General features: G+C 30.2%; 1 protein-coding gene. It reads left to right on the forward strand.

The features are described 5' to 3' along the window. Positions 1–51: 51 nt before the first annotated feature. Positions 52–1035 carry an integrase core domain-containing protein gene (locus ACQYZ7_RS16670; protein WP_430730835.1) on the forward strand — a complete coding sequence of 328 codons (984 nt, stop codon included), beginning with the start codon at positions 52–54 and terminating at the stop codon, positions 1033–1035. The last annotated feature ends 17 nt before the right edge of the window (positions 1036–1052 follow it).

Consider the following 1052-nt stretch of genomic DNA (forward strand, 5'->3'; position numbering starts at 1 on the left):
TTCGAAATTGTAAAGGTTAACTAATTCGTTGACAAAATCTTATATTTTGTTATGCGTATAAATACAGATGATTTAACTCTAGTTCGAAGCTATTTACAGAAGTATCAATTTTTGATAAGTGAGTACGAACAAGTAAAAAACAAGACACACCCTCGTTATCGTTTTGTAAAAGAATTTTATGAAGCCAATGGAACAGATCGACGTACTTTTTTAAAATATTATAATCGTTTCAAACAAAGTGGTAATCAAAGGGATTTATTGCCTCGAAAAAGAGGACCTAAATGGAAAACTAGAAGACCATTACCCTTTATTGAACGAAAAGTATTAGCTTTAAGAGAACAAGGCAATAATAAATACGAGATTAGTTGTATTTTAAAGCCTAACTTAAAACAGTTTACACCTACACCCTCTGGAGTTTATAATATATTAAAACGTCATGGTCTAAATAGATTAAGTCCAAAAATGGTTGAAAACAAAAGAAGAATCATTAAGAAGAAAGCTGGAGAGTTAGGTCATATTGATACTCACTACTTGCCTAAAGGAATTGTTAACTCAGAACCTAAAAAACGTTACTATTTGTATGGTATTATAGATTCATGTACTCGAGTTGCTTGGGTAGAATTAACAGAAGACTTAACAGCATTAACAACTATGTTTTCTGGACTTAGAAGCTTTAACATTCTTGCCAGTCATTATAATATTAAGTTCAAGGAAGTTTTAACTGATAATGGTTCTGAGTTTGGTAAAAAAGAAAGTAAATCTAAGGCAGGCCATCCTTTTGAAAGAATGCTTACTGAATTAGAAATAAAGCGTAGATATATCAAACCTTATAGACCGCAAACCAATGGAAAAATTGAACGTTTTTGGAGAACAATTGAAGAAGATCTAATCCATGGAACTTATTTTGAATCTAAAGAACATTTGAAAGAAGAAATATTACAATATATTTATTATTATAATCAAGAAAGACCACACCAAAGTTTAAATGGTGTGGCTCCTAATATTTTTAACCAAAAATGTCAACGAATTAGTTAACCTTTACAGAAATGACA

The sequence above is a fragment of the Tenacibaculum sp. SDUM215027 genome (genome assembly GCF_050566205.1).
Taxonomy (GTDB): Bacteria; Bacteroidota; Bacteroidia; order Flavobacteriales; family Flavobacteriaceae; genus Polaribacter.